Here is a 25312-nt window from a genome sequence, read left to right on the forward strand (position 1 = left end):
CGCGACCATCCCCCGAGGTGATGATTCGTGAAACGCCGAACCGCAACCATCCTAGCCACGGTGTTCGCCGTGGCCGCGGCCTCCACCGCCGCCTTCTTCGCGCTCCCGGCGAGCGCGGAGACGGCGGCGTTCACCGTCCAGAGCACCTGGAACAACGGCTACCAGGGCCAGGTGACCGTCAACAACAACACGTCGTCGCAGATCAACACGTGGAAGGTCGAGCTGACCTTCCCGGCCGGCACGAGCGTGACCCAGTCCTGGAACACCACGCAGGCCGTCAGCGGCAGCACCTACACGTTCACGCCGGTGGGCTGGAACGCCACCATCGCGCCGGGCGCGTCGACCAGCTTCGGGTTCATCGCCAGCGGCACCGGCCGCCCGACGAGCTGTCTGGTCAACGGCCAGGCCTGCACCGGCACGACAACGCCCGGATCGCCGTCGCCTTCGGTAGTGTCGCCGTCGCCTTCGGTCTCCGTGTCGCCGTCCACCAGCACCCCGCCGGTCAACGGCACTCCGGTGCAGGTCAACGGGCAGCTCCGGGTCTGCGGCACCAAGCTGTGCAACGAGCGCGGCCAGGTGGTCCAGCTCAAGGGCATGAGCACGCACGGCATCCAGTGGTTCCCGAACTGCTACACCGACTCCTCGCTCGACGTGCTCGCCAAGGAGTGGAACGCCGACCTGTTCCGGATCGCGATGTACGTACAGGAGCAGGGTTACGAGACCGACCCGGCCGGTTTCACCAGCCGCGTCAACAACCTCGTCGAGGAAGCGACCGAGCGCGGCATGTACGCGATGATCGACTTCCACATCCTCACCCCTGGTGACCCGGCGTTCAACCTGGAGCGCGCGAAGACCTTCTTCGCCCAGGTCTCGGCCCGGCACGCGGCCAAGAAGAACGTGATCTACGAGATCGCCAACGAGCCGAACGGTGTCAGCTGGGCGCAGATCAAGAACTACGCCGAGCAGGTCATCCCGGTGATCCGGGCGAACGACCCGGACGCGGTCATCATCATCGGCAGCCGCGGCTGGTCGTCACTGGGCGTTTCGGAGGGCGGCAACTCCTCGGAGATCGTCGCCAACCCGGTCAACGCCTCGAACATCATGTACGCGTTCCACTACTACGCGGCCTCCCACAAGGACAACTACCGCGCCGAGGTGGAGCGCGCGGCGGCCTCGCTGCCGCTGTTCGTGACCGAGTTCGGCACGGTGACCTACACCGGTGGCGGCGCGGTCGACACGGCCAGCAGCAACGCCTGGTTCGATCTGCTGGACCGGTTGAAGATCGGTTACGCCAACTGGACGTACTCCGACGCCAACGAGGGCAGCGCGGCGCTCAAGCCGGGCACCTGCAGCGCCGGCAGCTTCGCCGGCACCGGCTCGCTGACCGAGTCCGGGGCGCTTCTGCGCAACCGCATCCGCGCCTGACCCACCGACTCCGCCGGGCCCGCCTCCCTTCCACCGGGCGGGCCCGGCGGTCTTTATTACAGGTACCACTTATATAAGTCGCATCTGATAAGGTCACTGCCGTGCATGCGTTCGATGTGCTCGGCGATCCGGTTCGCCGCCGGATCCTCGAGCTGCTCGCCGAGGGCGAGCTGACCTCCGGTGCCGTCACCGCCGTCATCCGGGCGGAGTTCGGCATCACCCAGCCGGCCGTGTCCCAGCACCTCAAAGTGCTGCGCGACAACGGCTTCGCCACCGTGCGCCCGGCGGGCGCGCGCCGTCTCTACGCGGTCGACCACACCGCGCTGCGGCAGGTGGACGAGTGGCTGGCCCCGTTCCGGAGGTTCTGGACGCCGCACCTGTCCGCGATGGCCACCGAGGTGGCCCGTGGCAAACGCCTGCGGCGCCTGGCCGAAGGCATGGGACCCACCGATGCGAGGAGTAGCAGATGATCGACGTCAAAGAGCACATCAACGAGGTACAGCGCAGCGTCGGCACCCGCGTGCTGGAGGCCGGTGAGGCCCGGGTGATGACGATCAGCAGGGTCTACGACACCGACCAGGAAGACCTGTGGGACGTGGTCACCAACCCGGAGCGGATCCCCCGCTGGTTCCTGCCCGTCTCCGGTGAACTGCGGGAGGGCGGGAAGTACCAGTTCGAGGGCAACGCCGGCGGCACCATCACCGAGTGCGAGCGGCCGCGCCGCGTGGCCGCCACCTGGGAGTTCAACGGCGGGATCAGCTGGGTCGAGGTGCGCTTCTCGCCCGAGGGCGACGGGGCCCGGTTCGAGCTCGAGCACGTGGCCCTGGTCGACGAGGAACACTGGGAGCAGTACGGCCCCGGTGCGGTCGGCCTCGGCTGGGAGGGCGCTCTGTGGGGCCTGGCCAACCACCTGGCGACCCCGGATGCCCCGCTCACCCCCGAGGCGGCGATGGAGTGGGCGATGTCCGAGGAGGGCAAAACGTTCATGCGGCTCAGCTCGGACGCCTGGATCGAGGCCGACATCGCCTCCGGCACCGACCCGGAGCGCGCCCGGCGGCAGGGGGACAACACCCTCAAGGCGTACCTGGGCGAATAGGGTGTCCGGGTGACCGGTACGGAGCTGCTTCAGTACTGTCTCGCCAAGCCCGGAGCCTGGCAGGACGAACCGTGGGAGGGTGACGTCGTCGCCAAGGTGGGTCCCAAGATCTTCGCCTTCCTGGGCCGCGGCGACACCGTCGGCGTCAAATGCGGCAAGGGCCGCGACCCGGCCGACGAGTGGCTCACCAGGTATCCGTCCGATGCCACGGCCAGCGCGTACATCGGCCGGCACGGCTGGAACACGCTACGACTCGGCGGCGCCATCCCGGACGACGAGATCTACGAGGCGGTCGACGCGTCCTACGAGGCGGTCGTCACATCGCTGCCCAAGAAGGACCGGCCCGCTTGACCTGAAGCGGGCTTGAGATCGGACGCTTGCGACATGGACGCCAACGCCTACCTCGACCGGATCGGAGCACCGCGCACCGGGCCCGCGAACGCGGCCCGGCTGCGCGAACTCCACCACGCGCACCTGACCACGGTTCCCTTCGAGAACCTCGACATCCACCTCGGCAACCGCGTCTCACTCACCGCGGAAGATCTTTTCGACAAGATCGTACGCCGGGCGCGCGGCGGCTTCTGCTACGAACTCAACGGCCTGTTCGCACTGCTGCTGGAGGAACTCGGCTGGACCGTCACCCGGCTCGCGGCCCGGGTCCACGGCGGCGAACACCTCGGCCCACCCTACGACCACCTGGTCCTGCTCGTCACCGGCTCCGACGGCACCGGGCCGTGGCTGGCCGACGTCGGCTTCGGCGACCACGCCGTGCACCCGCTCGACTTCACCTCCCGGGCCGTACAGGACGATCCGGCCGGCCGTTTCCAGTTGGTGGACACGCCCGAGGGTGACGTCGACGTACTGCGCGACGGCAAGCCGCAGTACCGCCTCGAGACCCGAGCGCGCGACCTCGACGACTTCACGGCCACCTGCTGGTACCAGCAGACCAATCCCCGGTCGCACTTCACCCGCAAGACCGTCTGCACGATCCTGACCGGTGCCGGCCGGGTCACGGTCAGCGACCGCACCCTGATCGTCACCGCCGGCGGCGGCCGCACCGAGACGACGCTCGACACCGACGAGGAACTGTTCGCTGCCTACCGCGACCACTTCGGTGTCCAGCTCCTGCCCGGCACAACCTTCCAAACCCCCTGACCCACCCCGTCGCATCTCGCTGGAAACAGCGTCCCCGCACAGCCACGAAAACCCAGCTGCCCACGGTCCCGCACAGCCACCAAACCCGGACGATCGGACGGGCGCGGGAGGCGGGGCTGGGCGGCGTGCCACGGCCCCACCTCCGGCGTACGGCGTCAGGCGAGCTTCTTGGACTTCTTGATCGCCGCGGTCAGCGCCTCGAGCAGCGGGGCGGAACCGGCCCAGGAGTAGATCGGCACGGCCTGCCACGGGAAGACCTGGTTGGCCTTGACGGCGGGCAGCGCGCTCCAGCCCGGCTTGGATACCAGGTCCTTGGGCTGCAGGGCGGTCGGACGCGAGTCGAGGAAGATGAGGTCGGCCTTGTACTTGTCGGCGTTCTCCCAGCTGAGGGACTCGAAGTAGTCCGTCGGCTTGATCTCGGGCATGATCAGGTCGACGCCGAGCTCCTTGAAGAACATGAGGTCGGAGCTGACCGCCGCGCTCGACACGTAGAAGACGTCGGCGGCACCGGAACCGGCGAGCACCTTGAGACCGCCGCTGGCCTTGGCGGCGGCCGACAGGTCGGCGGCGGCCTTCTCGAAGCGGGCCTTGGCCTCGGTGACCTTCGAGGCGCCGAGGTCGGCACCGAGCGACTTGGCCAGCTCCGCGTAGCGCTCGATCGGCTTGGTCAGCGGCACCCGGCCCGTGCTGACGGTGGCGACCTGCGCGAGCTTGAGGATCTGGTCCTTGCTCTCGTCCGGGACGTACCAGAGGGCGCCCGGGTCGAACTGGTGGGTGACCAGGAGCTCCGGCTGGAGGGCGGCGTACTTCTCGACGGAGAACTCGCCCCACTTGTTGCCGATGATCTGGACCTTGTTGATGTCCAGCGCGCCGGCCTCGGGCTCGGCGGTGCCGTCGGCCTTCTTGGTCTCACCGAAGACACCGACGATCGAGTCCTGCAGGCCGAGGTCGACCAGGGCGGCCGCGGCGCCGACGTGGGCGACGATCTTCTTCGGCGTGGTCGGGGCGGTCAGCGCCTTGGGCTGGTCGTCGGTGAACGACCAGGGGCCGGCGGCCGCGTTGGAGGCGGCCGGCGACGACCCGGTCTCGTCCTTGCCACCACCACAGGCGGCGAGCAGCGCGCCGGCGCCGACTGCGCCACCCGCGGCCAGCAGGCCACGACGGGACAAAGAAAGCTGCGAGTACTTCATCATCAAGTCTTTCTGGGGTATGACCGGCCCTTCGACCGCGTGCGATGGTTAGGCTAACCTAACGAACCGAACGCGCGTCAACAGGATCTGGACCACCCCGGACGGGAGACCGACACTGTCCACCTACGACACCCCCCTCGACCAGGGGGTACGCACCAGCGCGCCGCCCCGGGCGGTACGGCGTACGTCCGTACGCCTCGTCGGCCTGGTCCTGGCCCTTCTGGCGCTGGCCGCGGTGGCCGTGCTGAGCGTCGGTCTCGGTGCCCGGTTCCTCTCCCCCGGCGAGGTCTGGGCCGGCCTGTGGGACCCGTCGGCCCCGTCCTACCGCATCGTCCACGAGATGCGGCTGCCGCGGACCCTGCTCGGCCTGATGGTCGGGATGGCGCTCGGCCTGGCCGGCGCGATCATGCAGGCGCTGACCCGCAACCCGCTCGCCGACCCGGGCCTGCTCGGCATCAACGCCGGCGCCTCGGCGGCGGTGGCCACCGCGTCGGTCTTCTTCGGCGTCGGGACCTTCTTCGGGTACGTGTGGTTCGCGCTCGCCGGTGCGGCGGTCGTCACGGCCCTGGTGTACGCGGTCGGTGGCGGGCGCTCGGCGACGCCGGCCCGGCTGGCGCTGGCCGGGGCCGCGCTCAACGCCATGCTGCTCTCCTATGTGTCCGCCGCGCTGCTGGCCGACACCCAGGCCATCGAGAAGATGAAGTTCTGGACCGCCGGATCGCTGGCGAGCGCCGACTTCGCCACCGTCAAACGGCTGCTGCCGTTCTTCGCGGCCGGCCTGGCGATCGGCCTGTTGGTGGCCCGGCCGCTGAACGCGCTGTCGCTCGGTGACGACGCGGCCCGTGCCCTGGGCGCCCGGCCCACGGTGATCCGCGTCGCGGTGATCGCGGCGGTCACCCTGCTCTGTGGCAGCGCGACCGCGGCATGCGGCCCGATCGTCTTCATCGGCCTGCTCATCCCGCACATGGTCCGGCCGTTCACCGGACCGGATCTGCGCTGGCTGCTCCCCTACACGGCGATCCTGGCGCCGGTGCTGCTGCTCGGCGCGGACGTTCTCGGCCGCATCCTCGGCAGCCCCGGCGAACTGCAGGTCGGCACGGTCACCGCGGTCCTCGGTGGTCCCCTGTTCCTCTACCTCGTGCGAGCCGCCAAATGACCGCCCTTGCGGAGAAGCGCACCGCCGGTACGAAACGCACCGTCGGCCGGAGGACGGGCATCCGGCCGCGGGCCGTCGCCGTCGGGCTGATCGCGGTCCTCGGCACGTTCGTCGTGAGCGTGTTCAGTCTCGGCACCGGCGATTTCGCGATCGCCCCGGCCGACGTGATGACGGCGCTGTTCGGTGACGGCAACCCGGCCCACGAGTTCATCATCGAGGAACTGCGGCTGCCCCGCCTGGTCACCGCACTGGCGGTCGGCGCCGCCCTCGCGGCCGGCGGTGCGGTCTTCCAGTCACTGGTCCGCAACCCGCTGGGCAGCCCCGACATGCTCGGCGTCAGCAACGGCGCGAGCACCGCGGCACTGGCCGTGATCATTCTCGGCGGTACCAGCACCCAGCTGTCGATCGCCGCGGTCGCCGGCGGCCTGACCGCGACGCTGCTGATCCAGCTGATCGCCGGGCGGGCCCTGCACGGGTTCCGCTTCATCCTGGTCGGCATCGGCATGGCCGCGATCCTCACCGGCATCAGCAGCTACCTGCTGACCCGCGGCGTCCAGATGGAGAACGCCCGGGCCCTGCTCTGGCTCACCGGCAGCCTCGACGGGCGTGACTGGGAGCAGGCACGGCCGATGCTCCTGGTGCTTGCCGTCGTGCTGCCGTTCCTGCTGCTGGCCTGCGGCCCGGGGCTGCGGATGCTGGAGATGGGCGACGACTCGGCGTCCGCGCTGGGTGTCCCGGTGCCACTGCTGCGCAACGGAGCGCTGCTGGCCGCCGCACTGCTCGTCTCGTTTGCGGCGGCAAGTGCCGGGCCGGTCAACTTCGTCGCGTTGATCGCCCCGCACCTGGCCAAGCGCCTCACCCGGGCACCGGGCCCGAACCTGCTGCCGTCGATCGCCGTCGGCGCGCTGCTGCTGACCGGCGCTGACTTCGCCGCCCAGCACCTGTTGGAGGACCGCGCTCTGCCGGTCGGTGTGGTCACCGGCCTGGTCGGTGGCGGCTACCTGATCTGGCTGCTCACCACCGAACGCCGGGCCGGCCGGATATGACGCACACAGCAACGGGAGAAGAGATGACCGGTCACACGCCCCGGCTCAGCGGGAGCGCGATGACGCTCGCGTACGACAAGCGGGTCGTCGCCGAGGACCTGAGCGTCGAGATCCCGGACGGCTCGTTCACGGTGATCATCGGCCCGAACGCGTGCGGCAAGTCGACCCTGCTCCGAGCACTGTCCCGGCTGCTCAAACCGTCCGCCGGCACGGTGCTGCTGGACGGCAGGGACGTGCACTCGCAGCCGACCCGCACGGTCGCCCGGACACTCGGGCTGCTGCCCCAGTCGTCGACCGCGCCGGACGGCATCACCGTCGCCGAGCTGGTCTCCCGTGGCCGGTACCCGCACCAGAGCGTCCTGCGCCGCTGGTCGGCCGAGGACGAACGGGTCGTCAACGAGTCGATGGACGCGACCGGGGTGGCCGACCTGGCCGACCGGCACGTCGACGAACTCTCCGGCGGACAGCGGCAGCGGGTGTGGCTGGCCATGGCGCTGGCCCAGCAGACGCCGCTGCTGCTGCTCGACGAACCGACCACCTATCTGGACATCGCGCACCAGATCGAGGTGCTCGACCTCTGCGCCGAACTGCACGAGCGCCAGGGCCGGACCCTGGTGGCGGTGCTGCACGACCTCAACCACGCGGCCCGGTACGCCACCCACCTGATCGCCATGCGGTCGGGCCGGGTCGCCCGCTCGGGACGGCCCGGCGACGTCCTCACCGCCGAACTCGTCGAAGAGGTGTTCGGGCTGCCGTGCCGGGTGATCGACGACCCGGAGACCGGCACCCCGCTGGTCGTCCCGGCGGCCCGGCGGCGTAACCGGGCCGAGCCGGTGCCGTCCGCCGCCCGGACGGCCGGCTGACCGGAACGGCCTACTCGAAGACCTTCCCCACCACGTGCTCGGCGATCGCCAGTGAGGACGTGGCCGCGGGTGAGGGCGCGTTGCGTACGGCCGTGACCGGGCCCAGCCGGTGGATCCGGAAGTCGTCGACGAGGCTGCCGTCCCGGTCGAGTGCCTGGGCGCGCACGCCGGCACCGGCCGGGTACACGTCGGCGGCGCCGATCTCCGGGACGTACCGCATCGCCTCGGCCATGTAGCGGCTCTTCGACAGCGAGCCGCGGACCTCCTTGACACCGGTCCGCCAGTGCCGGCGGGCCATGTGCCAGGTGCCCGGCCAGGCGGCGATGCCGGCCAGGTCGGGGATCGAGAAGGTGGTACGGGTGTAGCCCTCACGGGCGGTGGCCAGGACCGCGTTCGGGCCGACCTCGACGACCCCGGTGACCCGGCGGGTGAAATGCACGCCGAGGAACGGGTACCGCGGGTCCGGAACCGGGTAGATCATGCCCCGGACCAGGCCGGCCTTCTCCTCGCTGACGCGCATGTACTCGCCGCGGAACGGGATGATCCGCGGCTCGGCGGCGTCACCGGCCAGGCGGGCGACCTTGTCGGTGTGGATGCCGGCGCAGACGATCACGCGGTCGGCGGTGACGCTGTGCTCACCGGACTCGATCCGGATCGAGCCGGCGTTCTTCCTGATCGCGGTGACCGGGAAGCCGAGACGGACCTCACCGCCACCGGCACGGATGTCCTCGGCGAACGCCTTGGCGACGCCGGGGAAGTCGGTGATCGCGGTCTCCGGGGAATGCAACGCGGCCAGGCCGGCGGCGTGCGGTTCGATCTCGCGGATCCCGGCCGGATCAACCCTTCGCAATCCGGGTACGCCGTTCTCGCGCGCCCTCTTCTCCAGGTTGTCCAGGCGCCCCAGTTCGTCCTCCCGGACCGCGACGACGAGCTTCCCGCATTCGTCGTACGCGATCCCGCGTTCCGCGCAGTACTCGCGCAGCAGCAGCCGCCCGCGGGTGCAGAGTTCCGCCTTCAGGCTGCCGGGCGGGTAGTAGATGCCGGCGTGCACGACACCCGAGTTGTGGCCGGTCTGGTGCTGGCCGACCTCGGACTCCTTCTCGACGACCACGACCCGGGTGCCCGGCCGCCGCACGGTGATCTCCCGGCCGATGGCCAGTCCGACGATGCCGGCCCCGATGATCCCGATGACCTCGTCCGCCACGTGTGTCGCCTCTCTGGTGGTGCCGTCCGCCCGCCGCCCCGGCTGCCGGCCGCGAAGGCCTTGACCTTAGCGGGGTGCCTGATCGGCGGGGAGCCGCACCGTGACGACCGTGCCGTGCGGCTGGTTCGGGCCGGCCGTGACGGCACCGCCGTGCTGGGCGGCGGTCTGCGCAACGATGGCCAGGCCGAGTCCCGAGCCGGGCATGGCACGGGCCGCGGGCGCGCGGTAGAAGCGGTCGAAGACGTGCGGAAGGTCCTCGGGGTCGATTCCCGGCCCGCAGTCGGCGACGGTCAGCACCCCACCGGTGAGGCGGGTGGTGACGGTGCCGCCCGGCGGGCTCCACTTGGCGGCGTTGTCGAGCACGTTCACCACCATCCGCTCCAGCTCGCCGAACCGGCCCCGCACGGTCACCGGTGACAGGCCGGTGTCGAACGTCAGGCCGGGCGCCCGGATCCGCACCCGGTTGACCGCAGCCGTCACCACCTCGGCGAACTCCACCTGCTCGATCGTCTCCCGGCTGCCCTCCTCACGGGACAGCTCGACCAGCTCGGTGGTGAGCGTGGCGAGCTCGCGCACCTGGGCGTCCAGGTCGTCGAGCAGTTTGACCCGGTCCTCGGGCGGCAGCCGGTGTGCCAGTTCGGGCTGCCGCTCGACCGCGAGCAGCAGTTCCACGTTCGTCCGGATGCTGGTCAACGGGGTACGCAGCTCGTGGCCGGCGTCCTCGACCAGTGCGCGCTGGGACTGCCGGGCCGCGTCGATGGCGGCCAGCATCGCGTTCACCGACCGGCCCAGGCGGGCGATCTCGTCGTCGCCGGAGACCTCGACCGGCCGGGTCAGGTCCATCGAGACGGCGACGTCCTCGACCGCCTCGGTCAGGTGGTCGACCGGGGCCAGCCCGGCGCGGGCCACCGTGCGCCCGAGCACCGCGGCACCGGCGATCCCGGCCGCGCAGCCGATCGCGAGCAGCACCGCGAACAGCGCCAGAGCCCCCTCGTCCGGCGACGGGTCGAGGCCGACCTGCACCGCTCCCCCGCCCTCGATCGGGACGGTCAGCATCAGGTACTCGCCGGGGCCGATGGTGATCTTCTCCTGCGCCTCCGGGTGCCCGGCCGTGGCGATCGCGACGGCGGCGCCGGTGACCGGCAGGCGGACGGCACTGCCGCCGACCACCACCCCGCTCGGGTCGAGGATCTGCCAGCAGGGCCCGATCTCCTTGTCGTCGGGATCGGGGCGGGCACCCTGGGCCTGCAGCCACTGCCACGGGTTCTCGGCGATCGTGCGGGCGTCGGCCAGCAGCTCGGCGGAGATCTTGTTCTGCTGGATGCCACGCACGGTCAGCCACGCCCCGGCCGCGACGACCAGCACGGCGGCCGCCACCGCACCGGTCACCAGCAGCGACAACCGGCCGTGCAACGACCTGCTGCGCCACCACTTCCTCACCACGGCTCCTCCCGGAGCACGAAACCTACACCCCGGACCGTGTGCAGCAACCGGGCCTCGTTCTCGGCCTCCAGCTTGCGGCGCAGATAGCCGAGGTAGACGTGCAGACTGTTGGACTGCTCGCCGAAGTCGTAGCCCCAGACCTGTTCGAACAGGGCGGTCCGGGACAGCACCTGCCGGGGATGACGCAGGAAGGCCTCCAGGATCCCGAACTCGGTGCGCGTCAGCTTCAGGGCGCGCTCACCCCGCCAGACCTCCCGGGTGACCGGGTTCATCCGTACATCGGCAAAGGTCAGAAGGTCTTCGGCAGGCTCCTCGCCGGCCGTCGACGTGAGCGCCGAGCGGCGCAGCAGGGCCCGGATCCGGGCCAGCAGTTCCTGCAGCGCGAACGGTTTCACCAGGTAGTCGTCGGCGCCCGCGTCGAGCCCGGCGACCCGGTCGCCGACGCTGTCACGGGCGGTGAGCATCAGCACCGGCACCACCACTCCGTCGGCCCGCAACCGGCGGCACGCCTCGAGACCGTCCATCCGGGGCATGCTCACGTCGAGGATGACCGCGTCCGGTTCACCGGCCCGCACCACGTCGAGGGCGGCCAGGCCGTCACCGGCGGTGTCGACCTGGTAGCCCTCGAACCGCAGGGTCCGGCCGAGCGAGTCACGCACGGCCGCGTCGTCCTCCACCACCAGGATCCGCATGAGGTCCATTAAAGCCGCGCGGCGTCGATCGCCGACTGGAGCGACTCCCGGTAGCCGCCACTGGTGTACGTGGCGCCGGAGACCGAGTCGATGTCCGCGCCCTGGGCCCCCAGCGTGGCCTCCACCAGCTGCGGGAGTGACCGCGCGCTGATCTCGTCGTGCCGCGGGCTGAACCCCGTCCATAGGTGCCAGCGCGCGAGCCGGTCCTGCCCGAAGGCGCGTTCCACGGCCGGGATCCGGGCCATCAGCAGTACCTGGATCAACAGCAGGTCGGAGGCGTACTGGCCGGTGAGACGCCCGATCGCGGTGACCGCGTGGCCGCCGGTGAGATCCCGCAGGCCACCGTTGCCGACCCAGAGCACGGTCACGATCAGCAGGCTCAGTCCGGCGGCGGTCGCTCCGATGCCGGGCGTGGCCCGGCGCCGCACTCGAACAGCGGGCACAGCGGTAAGGGTCATGGCCGCAACCCTGACGCGATCTTCTAAGACGCCCCTGGACCGTTTCTAAGCGTTGGCTAAGAGCCGGCACGGTGACTCACTCCATCACCAGCGCACAGCTGGTGATGGTGTGGTGACAGGATCGTCGCTCTTCGAGTTGACCTCGGCGTCCGGAACTGACTAGGCATGAGTATGCTGAGGCCGATCCCCAGCACCGCATCCACACAGGACTGTCGAAGAGGTCCACGTGTCCGACGAAGTGACCGACAACGACGACAACGGCGTCAGCCACAACAGCGGTGCCACGGTCCGCCGGCTTCAGCTCGGCGGTCATCTGCGCGCCCTGCGCCGGGCCAAGGGGCTCACCCGCGACCAGGCCGGTTACACGATCCGGGCCAGCGAGTCGAAAATCAGCCGGATGGAGCTGGGCCGGGTCAGCTTCAAGGAACGGGACGTCACCGACCTGCTGAAACTCTACGGTGTGGAGGATCCGTCCGAGCATCGCCGGGTGCTGGCCATGATGCGTGAGGCCAACGCGCCCAGCTGGTGGCAGGCCTACGGCGACGTCCTGGACACCTGGTTCCAGAACTATCTCGACCTGGAGCAGGCGGCCGAGCTGATCCGCACCTACGAGATCCAGTTCGTGCCGGGCCTGCTGCAGACCGACGCGTACGCCCGCGCCGTGATCGGGCTCGGCCACGACGACGACGGGCCCGAGGAGATCAACCGGCGGGCCCAGCTGCGGATGGCGCGCAAGCAGGTGCTGGAGCGGCCGGACGCGCCGCGGCTCTGGGCGGTCCTCGACGAGGCGGTGCTGCGACGGCCCATCGGCGGCCGTGCGGTGCTGCGCGAACAGATCGAATACCTGCTCGAGGTCTGCGGGTCGCCGCGGGTCCGGCTGCAGGTGATGCCGTTCAGCAAGGGCGGGCACGCAGCCGCCGGTCAGGCGTTCAGCATCCTGCGTTTCCCGCACGCCAAGCTGCCCGACGTCGTGTACATCGAGCACCTCACGAGCGGCCTGTACCTGGAGCGCCGCGAGGAGGTCGACAAGTACGCGGCGGCGATCGGGCGCCTGTTCATCGAGGCCGAGCTGCCGAGCCGTACCCCGGAGATCCTGCGCGGCTTCCTGGCCGAGCTCGACGCCGACTCGTAAGCGGGCCGGCGCCGGGAGTAACCCTCATCAGCAAGGGTCCCCGTGGAGACCGGTTTCGCCCATGTGGCTGGTCCGCGCCGCCGGGAAGTCCTGCCGGCCGAGGAGGCCGGGATCGCCATCGGCAACCGGATCGCCACCGCACGGCGTCCCGGCAGCACCTGAGGGTGACCACGCTTGCGACATGACCGACGACCTCGGCAAGTCACCCCGTCGTGTCGCGGCCTGGCATGTGTGTCTCGCCGCGATCCCTCTCGTCATCGGTGCGTACTTCGCCCTGGTCCGGGCGGGGGTGTGGCCGGCCGGACAGGTGGCGCTCTACGTCAGTGCGAACCTCGCCTTCGCGGTCGCCGCGCTGGTCACCGCCCGGCGCCTGCCGGCGATGCGGACGATTCTGATCTTCCTGGCCGGGTCCGCGGCGGCCGGGGCAACCGGCGACGTCCTGTTCTACGTCGACGCCCTGATCTACGGCGAGCCGCCCTACCCGGGCGTCCCCGATCTGTTCTACCTGCTCGCGTACCCGATGATGGCGGTCGGCCTGGTCATGATCGTCCGGCGGCGCACGCCCGGCTGGGACAGCGCCAGCGTGATCGACGCGGCCATCGTCGCGATCGGCGTCGGCTACCTGGTCTTCCTGTTCCTCGTGGTGCCGCTCGTCGACTTCGAGGACAAGATCACCTCGCTGGTCTCGGTCGCGTACCCGATCGGTGACGTCATGCTGATCGTGGTCGGTGCCCGGCTGATGCTCGGTGCCGGGCCGCGGACCACCGCTCTCCGGTTCATCGGCGCCTATCTCGGGCTCGTGCTCGTCGCCGACGCGATCTACGGGTTCCAGACGCAGCTGGGCACCTACGTGCCCGGCAACTTCCTCGACGCGCTCTGGATGGCGGCCGGGTTCTGCATGGCGGCCGGGGTGCTGCACCCGTCGGCGCCCAAGCTCGTCGCCGTCTCCAACACGGCCACCCCCGACGCCACCCCCGGCCGACTGGCCGTCCTGGCGTTCGCCGCAGTCACCGCGCCCACCTCGATGGTGATCCAGCACTTCCGCGGTGAGGAGGAGCACCTGGTCGCCGCCGCGGCCGTCTGCAACCTGCTGTTCCTACTGGTCATGGTCCGGATGGCACTGCTCGTCCAGGCGCAGCGGCACGCCGCGGTCACCGACGGGCTCACCGGCCTGCGCAGCCGCCGGTTCTTCGAACAGGCCCTCGGCAACCAGGGCGACCGGTCGGCCCGGCTCGGCGTGCCGGTCAGCGTCCTGCTCCTGGACATCGACCACTTCAAGAGCGTCAACGACACGTACGGCCACAACGGCGGCGACCGTGTCCTCGTCGAGGTGACCCACCGCCTGCGTGAACTTGTCCGGCCCGGCGACGTGGTCGCCCGGTACGGGGGCGAGGAGTTCGCGGTTCTGCTGCCCGACACCACCACCGCCGAGGCCGGTGAGGTCGCCGAGCGGATCCGGCGCGGGATCAGCGCGGCCCCGATCGCGGTCGGTGACTCCCGCCTGCACAACGTCACCATCTCGTGCGGCATCGCCGGCATGCCGGCCGCGGGAACGACCGAGGAGCTGGTGCTGGCCGCGGACCGGGCGCTCTACGCGGCCAAACACGCCGGCCGGAACCGGATCGCCTGCGCCGGTGACCAGCTCACCGACGACCCGGCGGCTGCGGAGCCCGTCGCCGCCTGACCGGATTCCCCTGTCGTGACAGGACGGTCCCCGCACGTTCGCGGGGCCCCGGGCGGGGCGGGCTCTCGCCCGGTCGGCCCGGGACGGCAGAATCGTCGGCATGCGGTTCGGCATCCTGGGTCCGGTCCGGGCGGAACGACCCGACGGGACACCGGTCCCGCTCGGCGGCGCCCGCCTGCGGGCGCTGCTCGCGATGCTGCTGCTGGACGCCGGCCGTCCCATCCCGATCGACCGGCTGATCGACGGTCTCTACGGTGATGAGCCACCGGCCGGCGCCGGCAACGCGTTGCAGTCCCAGGTGTCCCGGCTGCGGCAGTCACTGCCGGTCGAACTCGAACCCGCCGGTTACCGGCTCGCAGTCCCCCGCGACGAGGTCGACGCCCACCGTTTCACCGCGCTCGCCGCCGACGGTCATCGGGCCCTCGCCTCCGGCGAGACGGAGCGGGCGGTCACCCTTCTGCGGCAGGCGACGGGTCTCTGGCGTGGAGAACCCCTCACCGATGTACGCGACGCGCCGTTCGCCGCGACCCAGATCGCCCGGCTCACCGAGCAACGACTGACCGCCCTCGAAGACCGGCACGAGGCCGAGATCGCGCTGCGGTCGCTGATCCCCTCGTCGATCACCGAACTGCGTGACCTGATCGCCGCGCACCCGCTGCGGGAACGGCCCCGGGCCCTGCTGATGCGGGCCCTGACCGCCGCGGGCCGCCCGGCCGAGGCACTGGCCGCCTACGAGGACGCGCGCCGCACCCTCGCTGACGAACTCGGCGCCGACCCGTCCCCTGAACTGTCCGCCCTGCATCGCGGCCTGCTCCGAGGACCGGCCACCTCGTCCCCCGGCGCGGCCGCTCCCTTCTCCGGGCCGGCCATTCCCTCCTCCGGGCCCGCCGTTCCCTCTTCCGGCGCGGGCGTTGCCTTCCCCGGCGGCAGTTCGCCGTCTCAAGGCCGGTTGCGGCACGAGGTGCCGAGCCAGCTGACCAGCTTCGTCGGACGGGACGACGAGTTGACGCGGGTCGCGGCGGCGCTGCGTACCCGAAGGTTGGTCACCCTGCACGGACCCGGAGGCGCGGGCAAGACGCGGCTCGCCGCGGAGGCCGCGTCCCGGTACGACGGTGACGTCTGGTTCGTCGAACTGGCCGGCGCCGGCCCCGACGACGTCCCGCACGCGGTGCAGGCCGCCCTTGGCCTTCGCGATGTGCTGGTCAGCTCGCCCACCGGTAACCCGCCGTCCCGGCCCGGGCCGGCCGCCGAGGAGCCGGCAGCCCCGGGCGTGACCGATCGCCTGGTCGCCGCGCTCGCCGACCGTCACCTGCTGCTGATCCTGGACAACTGCGAGCATGTCATCGCGGCGGCGGCCGGACTCGCCGCCCGGATGCTCGCCGCGGCCCCCGGTCTGCGCATCCTCGCGACCAGCCGGGAACCGCTCGCGATCACCGGCGAGGCCCTGCTGCCGATCGGTGGCCTTCTCGTTCCGCCGGCCGCCGATCCGGTCGCCGAGCTCACCGCCTTCCCCGCGGTGCGGCTCTTCGTCGACCGGGCCACCGACGTGGTGCCCGGATTCACCGTCACCGACGGGAACGCCGACGCGGTCCGGCGGCTCTGCCGCACCCTCGACGGGCTGCCCCTGGCCGTCGAACTCGCCGCGGCCCGCCTGCACGCCCTGCCGGTCGCCGAGATCGCCGCCCGGCTCGGCGACCGGTTCCGGTTGTTGTCCGGAGGCAGCCGCACCGCCGCGGCCCGGCATCGCACCCTGCAGGCGGTCGTGGCCTGGAGCTGGGAGCTGCTCACCGAACCGGAACAGGCCCTGGCCCGCCGCTTCACCGTCTTCGCGGGCAGCGCCGGCCTGGACGCCGTCGAACGCGTCTGCGGGCCGGAAGGCGGGCCGGGAAGCGAGCTGGGAAACGAGCTGGGAAGCGAGTCAGCAAGCGGGCCGGGGGTCGTCGATGTGCTGGCCGGGCTGGTGGGGAAGTCGCTGATCGAGCGGGACGGTGACCGTTACCGGATGCTGGAGACGATCCGCGCCTACTGCGCCGAACGCCTCGACGAGTCCGGCGAGCGGGACCCCCTGTACCGGGCGCACGCCGAGCATTTTCTGGCGCTCGCGGCACGCGCCGACCCGTACCTGCGGTCCTCCGATCAGATCGCCTGGCTGGACCGTCTCGACGCGGACCGCGACAACCTGCACGCCGCCTTGCGGCGCAGCGCGGCGCACGGTGCGCCGAGGACGGCGCTGCGGCTGGTGTCGGCGCTGTCCTTCTACTGGTGGCTGCGCGGGTTACGGGCCGAGGCCGCGGCGCTGGCCGGGCTCGCTCTGCGCGCGGCGGGCCCGCAACCGCCGCCCGGGCACGACGAGGAGTACGTGGTCAGCGTCTTCACCGCGGCGCTGCGCAGCGACACCGCGGTGAAACGGCCGGACGAGCGCTGGACCGGGTACATGCGCGACCTGACGGCCGCACCCCGGCAGCCGTTCCTGCTCTATCTGTCGGCGATGGCGGTGGGACCGCCGGACGGCGACCCGGCGGGTGTCATCGAGCTGAACCGGCGGCTGCGCGCCCAGATCGACGGTGATCCGTGGAGCCGTGCTCTCGGTGGTATCGGCGCCGGGTGGATGGTCCTGTTCTCCGGGTTGGATCCGGCGCAGGCCGAACCGGAGTTCACCGGTTCGCTTGCCGGGTTCCGGGAGATCGGCGACCGGTGGGGCACGATGCTGGCGCTGTCCGGGCTGGCCGAGCTGGCGACGTGGCGGGGCGATCCGGCGGCGGCGATCGCGCCGACCGCGGAGGCGCTGCGACTGGCCGGCGAGCTGGGGTCCACGGTTGACGTCGCCGACCTGCTGCGCGGGCGGGCGCAGGCCCGGATGGACACCGGGGACACGGCGGGCGCGGCCGCCGACTACAGCCGGGCCGCCGACCTGGCCCGGGAGTGCGGTGCCCCGGAGCTGATCGCGGCCGCCCTGCTCGGGCTGGGTCTGATCGCCATGTCGCGGCCGCACACCTCCGGCGTGCCGGACCGGGACGCGCTGGCCGAGGCGTTGCGGTACTGCTCGGAGGCCCTGGCCGCGTGCCCGTCCGGCTGGTACAGCGCCGACGGCACCCGGATGGAGATCCTGGTGACGCTGGGCCGGATCGCCGAGGCCTCCGGTGATCCGGTGACCGCCGTGGCCCGTTACCGCGAGGTGGTGGAGGCCCGCGGCAGCATGATGGGCTTTCAGGTGATGGCGGAGGCGCTCGACCGGCTCGCCGGACTCGCCGTGGCCGGCGGCGATCCGGAGCGGGCGGCCCGGCTGCTCGGTGTGGTCGTGGCATGGGGACTGCGCACCGATCCGGCGGGTTCGGACACGGCGGCGCAGGTGGCGGCAGCCGCCCGTTCGGCGCTGGGCCCGGCCCGGTTCGGCGCCGCCGTCGCCGAGGGCATGCGCCTCTCCCCCGCGGAGGCTCTGGCTATCGCGGAAAGTTGATCTCCGGCGCGGCCTGACGGGTGACGGTGACCGGCAGCCGTCTGGTCGGCGGGCGGTACAGGACCATCGCCATCATGGCCGCGCTCATGGATCCGACGACGAGTGAATAGTAGGGACTGAGGTCCTGTGTGTCCTTCATGAGATCGACCACGGCCTTCACTTCTTCGACGAGGGCCGCTCCCGCCACAGAACTGAAGGCCACCATCTTGGCGTAGTAGTCGGGCCCACCCGCCAGCGCGCTGAGGGCGTTGCCGTACTGCACCGCGGCCTGCCGCATCTCGTCGGCAAGCATGCCGTCGAGCTGGGGCGACTTGTTCGTCATCCAGCTCCTGCGCTTCGCGAAGAAGTTCTTGCCGGGGCCACTTTCGCGTATCCCGAGCAGCCGGTCACTCTCCACGGCCAGCAGACGTGATGCCGAGGGAAGCCGGACGTCCATCGTGATCGACGACGGAAGGCCGGCGCGTCCGGAGCCGATCCCGGCGAACAACGACATCGCGGTCGGCGAAAGAGGACTGAGCGCGTTGTTGAGCACCTGGAAGGCGTCCGCCTGGTTCTTCTGATAGGCGGCGTTCACCACGTCGACGTAGAAGGAGACCCGTCGCGCGGTGGCGGGGTCGTGGCGGCGCTCGACCGTCCGTACCAGATCGCGGGGTTTGGGAAACGACCCACCGGGATCGAGCAGTCCCAGCTCCAGGCCCAGTGCATTCCACATCTCCGCTCGTCGCAGCCCGGTCCCGCCTTTCTCTTCGGTCAGGGTGACGGCCCGCGCGAGAGTACGTTCCCGCCAGGGTTCGATGGCCCTCCAGAGATCCTCCTGTTCCTCCGACATCGCGGCCGGCAGGGAATCGCGCTCGAGGATCTGCCGCATGAACCGGTCGAACCGGCCGCCCATGTCGGGCGGCCAGACGATCCTCGTCGGCTTGTCACCGGTCGTCACAGCCTCGTCCAGGCGGCGCGCCACCGCGTGGGGAGTCGTCCGCCATTGCTGGTACTGATCGAACTCGACGCCGAGGACGCCCTCCACACCGATCTCCGTCAGCGCCTGCGTGAAGTTCGTCGTCTGTTCGGAGCGGAACGCCGGGATGGCCAGCCCTTGACGCAAGGCGTCGAGCAGCAGCGGCCAGGCCGCCTCACCGGAGAGGTGCTGGATGAGGTATCGGCAGTTGAAGAAGAAGACATCCGGGATGACGACGCCACCCTCGCTTAACAGCAGGTTGTAGACGAAGCTGTTCCAGAACATCCTCGGGTCGTTCTCGATGGAATGCTCGATGCCGCCGTCGGTGGCCGAGAGGTAGAGAGGCGTGAGTTCGGGGTTGGCTGGAGGCTCATAGATCCTCATGCCTCGACTTTAGGTGGCCATACGACTACCTGCTGTGCGGGCGGGAACGCTGCCGGGCGGCTTGGTCTCGTTCATTTGCTGAGCGCGAAGGCCATGTCGTCCCAGCGGGTGACGAGCAGACCCGCCAGCGCGCCGGCGGCGACCGGCAGAAGCGGCTCCGCGGTGGCGGCGGGCGAGGCACTCACGAGACCGGTGACAGCGACCGCGACCAGGCCCAGATTGCGGATGATGTGGCTGCTCCGGACCGGACCGGCGTCGTAGCCGAAGCACCGGCAGCGGACGGCGGCACCCTGCCACCGGCTGACCGCCAGCGTCGCGGTGAAGACGGTCAGCAAGAGTGCGCCGAGCAGGTATCCGGCCCGGACCGTGCCGGGCGTCCAGAGCAGGACGACGGCGGTGGCCTCGGCCAGGACGATGGCCGAGGCCAGCGGGCGCCGGGCCGGGGCCGGGATACCGCGAATCGGCGCGAGCGAGGCGGCGAACGCGGTGAACGCCGCCGGCCGGATCTTGCCGGCCAGCGCGACCGCGAGGACGGTGGTCAGCAGGGCCCGGCAGCCGAGTTCCAAATAGGGCACGAGGGTCCGTCTCCGATCATTGCGGGGTGCCGGGCTCAGTCGCCGATGCGGCGCACGACGACGGCGATCACGTTCGCCACCGGGATGAAGCCGAGGTGCCGCGAGTCGAGGCTCTGCGCCGGGTTGTCGCCGAGCACCGCGAGGTGGCCGGGCGGAACGACCGGGGCGGCCATCCCGGTGGGGGCGGGTTCGGCCGGCCCGGCGGCGACCCGTTTGATCAGCAGTGGTCCCTCCGACGACCCGGCGACACCGTGCGGGCGCGGGTTGCGGAACACCACGACGTCGCCGCGCCGGGGTGCCGACCGGCGGCGGCGCGCGATCAGCCGGTCGCCGTCGGCGTAGGCGGGCCGCATGCTCGGGCCGCGCACCACCGCGATCAGCACGGTGGCGCGGATCCACAGGGCGGCGCCACCGGCCAGGGCAAGCAGGGCAGCGAGGACCGTCATGGCAGGTATCGGAGGTTAAGGCCCTGCCGCCGGGCGGGCCCCCGGCGGCAGGAGGTCGGTGTCAGGCGGAGCAGCTGTACGTCACCCGGTCAGCGCAGTTGTCGTAGATGTAGGTGTACCGGTAGCGCGGGATGCGGTCGCCCATCGAACCGCCGGCACACCAGCCGACCTGGGTCGTCACCTTCCGGAGAAAGATGCAGGCGGCGTCGACCTCGGCGGCCGGGGCCATCTTCTCCAGCAGGCGATCGGCGAGCTTGCCGAACATGCTCATGCTTCCTCCATGGTTGCGCCGGCCCGTGGGTGACCGGCCGGTTGCTGTCACCCGCCGGTCGACGGGTGAAGTTCCGCGGTGTATCCGGCCGCCTGCAGGCTGAACAGGCCGGCGTAGACGCCGCCGGCGGCCAGCAGTCCGGTGTGGTCGCCGAGTTCGGTGATCACACCGTCGGACAGGACGGCGATGGTGTCGGCGTCGCGTACGGTGCTCAGCCGGTGTGAGATGAGGACACTGGTGGAGCCGTGACGCAAAGTCCGCAGCCGGGTGTGCACCTCGTGCTCGGCGGCGGCGTCCAGGCCGGCACTCGGTTCGTCCAGGATCAGCAGGTCCCGGTCTGCGCGCATGAAGGCGCGGGCCAGCGCGAGCCGCTGCCACTGCCCGCCGGACAGCTGCACACCGCCGGCGTCGTCGGGCTCGTCGGGCGCGAAGAACCTGGTCAGCAGGGTGTCATAGCCGCTCGGCAGATCCTCGACGCAGCGTTGTGCACCGGCTCGTCCGGCAGCGGTCTCGATCGCCGGCCGGTCGTCGAGGCGCGCGGCGTCACCGAGTCCGATGTTCTCGGCCGCGCTCAGGTCGTACGACATGAAGTCCTGGAAAACCGCCCCGGCCCGTTCGCGCAGCTCGTGGACCGGGAATCGACGCACGTCGACGCCGTCCCAGTGGACCGAACCACGCGTCGGATCGTAGAACCGGCACAGCAGTTTCACGATCGTGCTCTTGCCGGCGCCGTTGAGCCCGACCAGAGCGGTGGCCTGACCTGCCCGGATCGTCAGGTTGACGCCCCGGAGGATCCAGGGCAGCGACGGGCTGTACCGGAACCAGACGTCACGCAGCTCGATCGCGTCCCGCAGCGGCGGCACCGGCAGGACCGGCAGCCCGGCGGGCGGCACCAGGTCCGGCGGGGCGAGCGCTACCCGGCGGAAATTCTCGAAGATCAGGAGCGCCTGGTGGGTACGCCCGAAGTGGCCGATGATCGACGACAGCAGGTTCTGGACGCCCCCGGTCGCGGCCGCGAAGACCACGATGTCGCCGACGCCGAGCCGGCCGGACCGGGCGGACAGCGCCGCCCACACGAGTCCCCCGCCCGCGACCGCCGCGCCGAGCCCGTTGAGCAGTGCCTGCATGCGCAGTTCCCGCACGTCGAGGTCGCGCATCCCCCGGTTGATCCGCCGCAGTTCGGTCGCCATCCGGGCCGCGAACAGATTGCCGAGCCCGTAGAGCCGGACCTCCTTGGCCGCCGTCACCGACGAGATCAGGTCGGCGTAGAACAGTTCCCGCCGGTTGGCGTGCCCCAGCCGCAGCATCATGCCGGCCCGCGCACGGGCCAGGGTCAGTTCGGCCCGGATCGCCGGGACCGCGGCGATCGCCACGACCACGGCCATCCACGGGGCCATGCTCGCCAGCGCCACCGCGAATCCGGCGACGGTGACCGTGGACTGCGCGATGGCCAGCCCGTTCGCGGTCACCTGCGCGGGTGTCGCCGGGCCGTCGGCGACGGCCAGCCGCAGCCGGTCCTGGAAGTCCGGATCCTCGAACCGGCCGAGGCCGTCGAATCCGCCGATGGCCCGGTAGAGCTGCTCGCGCCCGGCCAGCTGGGTGCGCCGGATCAGTTCGGCGTCGGCGAAGTCGCCGAGCGCCGGCAGCAGCGCTCCGGCCAGCCCGGCCGCGGCCAGTCCGAGCACCACGACCAGCACCTCGGCTGTCGCGGATCCGGCGACGAGGTGGTCGAGCAGCAATTTCGTCAGCCAGGCCAGCGCCACCGGGACGAGGCCGCCGGTGAGCGCGATCGCGGCTCGGGCGGTGAGCAGCCACCGCGAGGCCCGCCAGGCCAGCCCGAACGCGGCCCTCAACAGCTCGGTCATGCCGCCGCGGAGATCGGCAGATCGTCCAGGGTGACGCTGCCGGCGACGATGCGGCCGGCCTCCACCACGAAGAACGACGGGAAGGCGGTCACCGTGAACGCCGCGATCAGCGGGCCGTCCGGTTCCTGCAGCACCACCCGCGACACCGGCGTCAGGGACGGCAGGTACTCCGCGGCGGAGGCGGCGTCGCTCATCACGACGGCCAGGGACGGCTGGGATCGCGCCGCGGTGACGAAGCCGGCGAGCCCGTCCCGGCAGGCGTCGCAACCGGGTGAGAAGAATCCGACGACGGTACGGCCGGCGAGGTCCATCCTGGACACCGGTCGGCCGGTGAGGTCCCGGTCGGCGAAGTCACCGACGAGCGAGCCCGGAGCGGGGAAGCCGGAGTAGGTGACCAGGGTGGTGTTCGCGGGCCGACGGCGCAGGCGGCGGATGATGCCGAAGGTCAGCAGCAGGTTCAGCAGGGTGAGAGTGCCGAACAGTGCGATCAGGGCATAGAGATATGCCACCTGTTTCCCCTTAAATGCGGCCATTTACCGGGATCACCGGCCGCTGCTGTACGTTACTTGATCGTCACTCGATTCGCCATCATCGATCTTCATGAGCCGTCAGCGCGCGGTGCGCGAACCGTCAGCGCAGCCACGCACCCTGACGTCATGACATCGATGATCGTGGCCGAAGAGCTGCGCAAACGCTATCGGGGCGGGCACGGGACCATCGCGCTCGACGGATTCCGCCTCGACGTACCGGCCGGCATCGTGCACGGGCTCCTCGGGCCGAACGGCGCCGGCAAGACCACCGCCGTGCGGGTGCTGTCCACCCTGCTCGCCTTCGACTCCGGCCGCGCGGAGGTGGCCGGCGCCGACGTGACCCGCCAGCCCGGACTGGTCCGTGAACGCATCGCACTGACCGGCCAGTACGCGGCCGTCGACGAACTGCTCAGCGGCCGGCAGAATCTGATCCTGTTCGGACGGCTGCACCACCTGCGGCCCCGCGACGCCCGGCGCCGGGCCGACGAACTTCTCGAACGGTTCGACCTGACCGGCGCCGCCGGACGGTCCGCGAAGGACTACTCGGGCGGCATGCGGCGGCGCCTCGACCTGGCCGCCAGCCTCATCCGGCGTCCGCAGGTGCTGTTCCTCGACGAACCCACCAGCGGACTCGATCCGCGCAGCCGCAACCAGGTGTGGGCCGCCGTCCGCAAGCTCGTCGCCGACGGGACCACGGTCCTGCTCACCACGCAGTACCTGGAGGAGGCCGACCAGCTCGCCGAGCGGATCTCCGTGGTCGATGCCGGGCGGATCGTCGCCGAAGGCACTCCCGACCAGCTCAAGTCGGCCCTCGGAGCGGACCGGCTCGAGGTCGTGATCCGGGAGAGCGACCGGCTCGGCGACGCGGCGGCCGTCCTCGCCCGGGTCGCCGGCGGGCGGCCGGACATCGACCCTGATCAGCGCAGGTTGCGCGTACCGCTGACAAGGGATCGGGTGGAAACGCTCACCGCGGCCCTGCGCGCCCTGCAGGAGGCCGGGATCACCGTGGCCGACATCGGCATCCACCAGCCGACCCTGGACGAGGCGTTCCTGCACCTCACCGGCCGTCACACCGCAGCCACTCCGGTGGAGGCGGCATGACCACGTCACCCACGGCAGCGCCCGCTACGACGGCGCCCGCCACGACGGCTTCCCACGATCCCGGCAACGGCGGACTCCGCCGGGCGGTCTCGGACGGATGGGTGATGGCCGGACGGTACCTGCGGCACGTGGTGCGGGCACCCGAGGAGATCGTCATCTACTTCACCCTGCCGATCATGTTCGTGCTGGTTTTCGGGTACGTGTTCGGCAGCGGCATGTCGGTGCCGGGCGGCGGTGGCTACCGCGAGTTCCTGATCCCGGGCGTCTTCGTGATGACCATGCTGTACGGGATCGGCGCGACCGCCACCGGCATCGCCGTCGACACCGGGCGCGGGGTCATCGACCGGTTCCGGTCCATGCCGATGGCAAGGTCCGCCCTGATCAGCGGCCGGGTCACCGCCGACCTGGCACGTGCCCTGCTGGAGATCGCCGTGCTGGTGGTGTGCGGGCTGCTCATCGGCTGGCGCTGGCACCTCGGCCTCGGCAACGTGCTCGCGGCACTGGGGCTGCTCCTGCTGCTGCGCCTCGCGCTGAGCTGCGCCGGGGTGGCACTCGGGCTCGCCGCGCCGAACCCGGACACCGTCGCGACCATCGTGTTCCCGCTCGCCTTCCCGCTGAGCGCCGTCTCCAACGTGTTCGTCGCCCCCGAGATGATGCCCGGCTGGCTCGGGACCGTCTCCGAGTGGAACCCGATCTCGGCGACGACCACCGCCCTGCGGGAACTCTTCGGCAACCCCGGGATCGGCTCCGACTCCTGGCCCGCCGAGCATGCGCTGCTGCTGGCGGTGGCGTGGCCGGTCGCGCTCATCGTGATCTTCGGGCCGGTCTCGGTACGGCTCTACCGGCGGCTCGGGCAGTGAGCGCGGTTCCTACGGCGACAGCACCTGCGCCGATACGGCCCTCTTGACGCGAGCTCTTCGATGCCGTCGCAACTTGACGGCACGGCGGCGCTTCCCGACGGCGCTGCTTCCTGACGGCGCTGCTTCCCGACGGCGCTGCGGGTGGGCGGTCGCGGCAACGCACCGCCCGCCCGCAGCGTCGCGCCGGGACGCGCCCGTGGACGCGTCCCGGGACCGCACTCCGGCCAGGCGGTCCGATCGGCCACGCTCAGGGCGAGGAGAGTGGCCATGCTTTGCCAGGCAGTCTGCGCGAAGGTTGTTACAGTTGGCGACTCATGGTTCACC

24 protein-coding genes are annotated in these 25312 nt (G+C 71.2%); 13 read left to right on the plus strand and 11 right to left on the minus strand.

The genetic code is table 11. The features are described 5' to 3' along the window. Positions 1-27: 27 nt before the first annotated feature. The 5 genes from AB0G04_RS27495 (at position 28) to AB0G04_RS27515 (ending at position 3676) form a co-directional block, all read left to right on the plus strand. Positions 28-1425 (plus strand): cellulase family glycosylhydrolase, encoded by a 1398-nt coding sequence (locus AB0G04_RS27495; RefSeq protein ID WP_360988163.1) that lies wholly within the window; start codon positions 28-30, stop codon positions 1423-1425. A gap of 101 nt (positions 1426-1526) precedes the next feature. Continuing rightward, positions 1527-1895, plus strand: coding sequence for a metalloregulator ArsR/SmtB family transcription factor (locus AB0G04_RS27500; protein ID WP_360988165.1), 369 nt, complete (start codon positions 1527-1529; stop codon positions 1893-1895). Next, entirely contained in the window at positions 1892-2521 is a 630-nt protein-coding gene (locus AB0G04_RS27505) for an SRPBCC family protein (RefSeq protein ID WP_360988167.1), read from the plus strand. The genes AB0G04_RS27500 and AB0G04_RS27505 overlap by 4 nt, the downstream gene beginning before the upstream one ends. 9 nt (positions 2522-2530) lie before the next feature. Next, positions 2531-2872, plus strand: coding sequence for an MmcQ/YjbR family DNA-binding protein (locus tag AB0G04_RS27510; protein WP_360988168.1), 342 nt, complete (start codon positions 2531-2533; stop codon positions 2870-2872). Between the two features lie 33 nt (positions 2873-2905). Further along, the gene (locus AB0G04_RS27515; protein WP_360988170.1) at positions 2906-3676 is read left to right on the plus strand and encodes an arylamine N-acetyltransferase; all 771 of its coding nucleotides are present in this window, start codon (positions 2906-2908) and stop codon (positions 3674-3676) included. A 155-nt stretch (positions 3677-3831) separates the two neighbouring features. Here AB0G04_RS27515 and AB0G04_RS27520 read toward each other — a convergent pair whose 3' ends face one another. After that, on the minus strand, positions 3832-4866 hold the full coding sequence (locus AB0G04_RS27520) for an ABC transporter substrate-binding protein (RefSeq protein ID WP_360988437.1): 1035 nt from the start codon (positions 4864-4866) through the stop codon (positions 3832-3834). Positions 4867-5071: 205 nt separating this feature from the next. Here AB0G04_RS27520 and AB0G04_RS27525 point away from each other — a divergent pair, with 205 nt between their 5' ends. The 3 genes from AB0G04_RS27525 to AB0G04_RS27535 are packed head-to-tail and all read left to right on the plus strand — an operon-like array spanning position 5072 to position 7931. Then, positions 5072-6022, plus strand: coding sequence for an iron chelate uptake ABC transporter family permease subunit (locus AB0G04_RS27525; protein WP_360988439.1), 951 nt, complete (start codon positions 5072-5074; stop codon positions 6020-6022). Beyond that, positions 6019-7068, plus strand: coding sequence for an iron chelate uptake ABC transporter family permease subunit (locus tag AB0G04_RS27530; RefSeq protein WP_360988172.1), 1050 nt, complete (start codon positions 6019-6021; stop codon positions 7066-7068). Before AB0G04_RS27525 ends, AB0G04_RS27530 begins: the two co-directional genes overlap by 4 nt. Before the next feature lie 59 nt (positions 7069-7127). Beyond that, positions 7128-7931, plus strand: coding sequence for an ABC transporter ATP-binding protein (locus AB0G04_RS27535; protein WP_360988441.1), 804 nt, complete (start codon positions 7128-7130; stop codon positions 7929-7931). A 10-nt stretch (positions 7932-7941) separates the two neighbouring features. Here AB0G04_RS27535 and lhgO read toward each other — a convergent pair whose 3' ends face one another. From lhgO to AB0G04_RS27555, 4 genes are all read right to left on the minus strand, one after another. Then, positions 7942-9135 carry an L-2-hydroxyglutarate oxidase gene (gene lhgO / locus AB0G04_RS27540; RefSeq protein ID WP_360988174.1) on the minus strand — a complete coding sequence of 398 codons (1194 nt, stop codon included), beginning with the start codon at positions 9133-9135 and terminating at the stop codon, positions 7942-7944. A 66-nt stretch (positions 9136-9201) separates the two neighbouring features. Then, on the minus strand, positions 9202-10575 hold the full coding sequence (locus AB0G04_RS27545; protein ID WP_360988176.1) for a HAMP domain-containing sensor histidine kinase: 1374 nt from the start codon (positions 10573-10575) through the stop codon (positions 9202-9204). Next, positions 10572-11270, minus strand: coding sequence for a response regulator transcription factor (locus tag AB0G04_RS27550; RefSeq protein ID WP_360988178.1), 699 nt, complete (start codon positions 11268-11270; stop codon positions 10572-10574). The genes AB0G04_RS27545 and AB0G04_RS27550 overlap by 4 nt, the downstream gene beginning before the upstream one ends. 8 nt (positions 11271-11278) lie before the next feature. Continuing rightward, positions 11279-11728, minus strand: a complete 450-nt coding sequence (locus AB0G04_RS27555) for an FMN-binding protein (protein ID WP_360988180.1) — start codon at positions 11726-11728, stop codon at positions 11279-11281. 226 nt (positions 11729-11954) lie between these two features. On the opposite strand from AB0G04_RS27555, the gene AB0G04_RS27560 reads away from it, so the two are divergent. The 3 genes from AB0G04_RS27560 (at position 11955) to AB0G04_RS27570 (ending at position 18001) form a co-directional block, all read left to right on the plus strand. After that, the gene (locus AB0G04_RS27560; RefSeq protein ID WP_360988182.1) at positions 11955-12860 is read left to right on the plus strand and encodes a helix-turn-helix transcriptional regulator; all 906 of its coding nucleotides are present in this window, start codon (positions 11955-11957) and stop codon (positions 12858-12860) included. 181 nt (positions 12861-13041) lie between these two features. After that, positions 13042-14544 carry a GGDEF domain-containing protein gene (locus AB0G04_RS27565; RefSeq protein WP_360988184.1) on the plus strand — a complete coding sequence of 501 codons (1503 nt, stop codon included), beginning with the start codon at positions 13042-13044 and terminating at the stop codon, positions 14542-14544. A gap of 100 nt (positions 14545-14644) precedes the next feature. Continuing rightward, positions 14645-18001, plus strand: a complete 3357-nt coding sequence (locus AB0G04_RS27570) for a BTAD domain-containing putative transcriptional regulator (protein ID WP_360988186.1) — start codon at positions 14645-14647, stop codon at positions 17999-18001. Here the strand turns inward: AB0G04_RS27570 and AB0G04_RS27575 are convergent. From AB0G04_RS27575 to AB0G04_RS27600, 6 genes are all read right to left on the minus strand, one after another. Beyond that, a complete protein-coding gene (locus AB0G04_RS27575; RefSeq protein WP_360988188.1) occupies positions 17985-19340 on the minus strand; it encodes a hypothetical protein in 1356 nt (451 codons plus the stop codon). The genes AB0G04_RS27570 and AB0G04_RS27575 overlap by 17 nt on opposite strands. A 71-nt stretch (positions 19341-19411) precedes the next feature. Further along, complete coding sequence (locus AB0G04_RS27580) at positions 19412-19915, minus strand: MauE/DoxX family redox-associated membrane protein (protein ID WP_360988190.1); 504 nt, start codon at positions 19913-19915, stop codon at positions 19412-19414. A gap of 35 nt (positions 19916-19950) precedes the next feature. Then, complete coding sequence (locus AB0G04_RS27585; protein ID WP_360988192.1) at positions 19951-20361, minus strand: S26 family signal peptidase; 411 nt, start codon at positions 20359-20361, stop codon at positions 19951-19953. 61 nt (positions 20362-20422) lie between these two features. After that, positions 20423-20632 (minus strand): hypothetical protein, encoded by a 210-nt coding sequence (locus tag AB0G04_RS27590; protein WP_106320299.1) that lies wholly within the window; start codon positions 20630-20632, stop codon positions 20423-20425. Between the two features lie 47 nt (positions 20633-20679). After that, positions 20680-22497, minus strand: a complete 1818-nt coding sequence (locus tag AB0G04_RS27595; RefSeq protein WP_360988194.1) for an ATP-binding cassette domain-containing protein — start codon at positions 22495-22497, stop codon at positions 20680-20682. Further along, positions 22494-23006, minus strand: coding sequence for a hypothetical protein (locus AB0G04_RS27600; protein ID WP_360988196.1), 513 nt, complete (start codon positions 23004-23006; stop codon positions 22494-22496). Before AB0G04_RS27600 ends, AB0G04_RS27595 begins: the two co-directional genes overlap by 4 nt. Positions 23007-23153: 147 nt before the next feature. Between AB0G04_RS27600 and AB0G04_RS27605 the strand changes: the two genes are divergently transcribed. After that, entirely contained in the window at positions 23154-24128 is a 975-nt protein-coding gene (locus AB0G04_RS27605) for an ATP-binding cassette domain-containing protein (protein WP_360988198.1), read from the plus strand. Beyond that, entirely contained in the window at positions 24125-24988 is an 864-nt protein-coding gene (locus tag AB0G04_RS27610) for an ABC transporter permease (RefSeq protein WP_360988200.1), read from the plus strand. The genes AB0G04_RS27605 and AB0G04_RS27610 overlap by 4 nt, the downstream gene beginning before the upstream one ends. Positions 24989-25312: the final 324 nt, after the last annotated feature.

It is taken from the genome of Actinoplanes sp. NPDC023801 (genome assembly GCF_040639655.1).
GTDB lineage: Bacteria > Actinomycetota > Actinomycetes > Mycobacteriales > Micromonosporaceae > Actinoplanes.